The sequence below is a fragment of the Bartonella sp. MU70NMGDW genome (assembly GCF_042194085.1).
GTDB classification, from domain to species: domain Bacteria; phylum Pseudomonadota; class Alphaproteobacteria; order Rhizobiales; family Rhizobiaceae; genus Bartonella; species Bartonella grahamii.
Window position 1 is genome coordinate 1 of sequence record NZ_JBHIMK010000261.1, and the last position, 1,617, is coordinate 1,617.

At 34.6% G+C, this 1,617-nt stretch carries 1 protein-coding gene; it reads left to right on the forward strand.

Annotated features, from left to right (window positions below):
• Window positions 1–695 precede the first annotated feature (695 nt).
• Window positions 696–1,617, forward strand: a 922-nt coding sequence (locus tag ACFIKE_RS10280) for an MFS transporter (protein ID WP_375649766.1), incomplete at its 3' end; no start/stop codon positions are given.

The window sequence follows — 1,617 nt, forward strand, 5'->3', positions numbered from 1 at the left end:
CACTGATACTTACTGGTGTTAATAACTTTTCTTTTGGTGTCGCTACTCCATCTGCACTCGCAATCTTGACAAAAAAAACACTGGTCATTAATGCATAAAAACTTAATTTAAATTTGCGCTGCATTATTCGCACTCCATAATTTCAAATTTAAATTTCCCCATTTAGAAAAAAGTGCATAGACCAAAAAAACATAATGTAATTGCTCAACCTCATGTCTTTTAAGATAACAAAGCATTCGATGGATTAAGCTCTGACAGATCAGATATACACCATGTTTTTTAAAATGCATGCACAACTAAAAGATTTAATTTGTTCTAGATACACTTTAAAAGTGTTGTAATTGCATCCATAAAAAATATTTTTAATATTTTGAGACACTAAACACTGATCTGCGAATAAGATTGATTCCTTAATAGATAAAAATGGCATTAAACTTTAAAGGAAACAGCAATGTGAATGAGAGCTGCATTTATGGCCACCTATTGCCATCTTCTACAGCATTTAAAGCAATGTCTTTATTTTATTCAATTTGGATAATATATAAAACACCTCTCCATACTCATCATCCATAATCATTGTTCTAATATATAACGAAATGTCATAATATTGACTCGACACTGATTTGAAATTTCTATAGTTATATTCAGTTAACTCGTCATTTGATTTGTCATACACTGAAAGGGACGTTCTATTCATGTCTATAAACTCAGAAATGAAAGCTACAAGCAACAGAAACTCCCCTCGTCGGATTTTATTTGCAAGCCTTATTGGCCCAACAATTGAATTCTTTGATTTTTATGTCTTTGGCACTGCCGCAGCTCTTATATTTCCTCATGTGTTTTTTCCAACACAAAATGATCAGATTGCCATTTTACAATCTTTCCTAATATTTGGAGCAGCCTTTTTTGCCCGCCCTTTTGGATCAGTTGTTTTTGGACATTTTGGAGATAAAGTTGGAAGAAAAGCAACACTTATCGCTTCTCTTCTCACAATGGGTCTTTCAACAGTCATTATTGGTTTTCTTCCTACTTATGAAATAGCTGGGTGGTTTGCCCCTTTCCTCTTAACCTTGTGCCGTATTGGACAGGGAATTGGATTAGGAGGAGAATGGGGAGGAGCTGTTTTGCTCGCAACAGAAAATGCCCCTCCAGAAAAGCGCGGCTGGTATGCGATGTTCCCCCAATTAGGCGTTTCAATAGGTTTGTTTTTATCTATTGCTGTTTATTTAGGTCTGTTACATTTCCTTGATCGTGCAGAACTTTTAGCCTGGGGATGGCGTATTCCTTTTATTGCTTCAGTTGTTTTCATGATTATAGGATTATGGGTCCGTCTTTCAATCAATGAAACTGTTCAATTCAAAAAAACTCTTGAAAGTAAAGAACATGTCAAAGTTCCTATCATAGATGTCTTTTTAAAATGTCCACGAATCTTATTTCTTGGAATATTTTCTGGTATGGCAACTTTTGTTTTATTTTACTTGGTTACTACATATTTGTTAAGCTATTCAACAAACCATTTGCAATTGCCATTTCATCAAGCGCTTCAAATCGAAATTGTTGGTGCTATTTTTTGTGGGATTTTTACTGTCATCACTGGAAGACTCGCTGACCGTATTA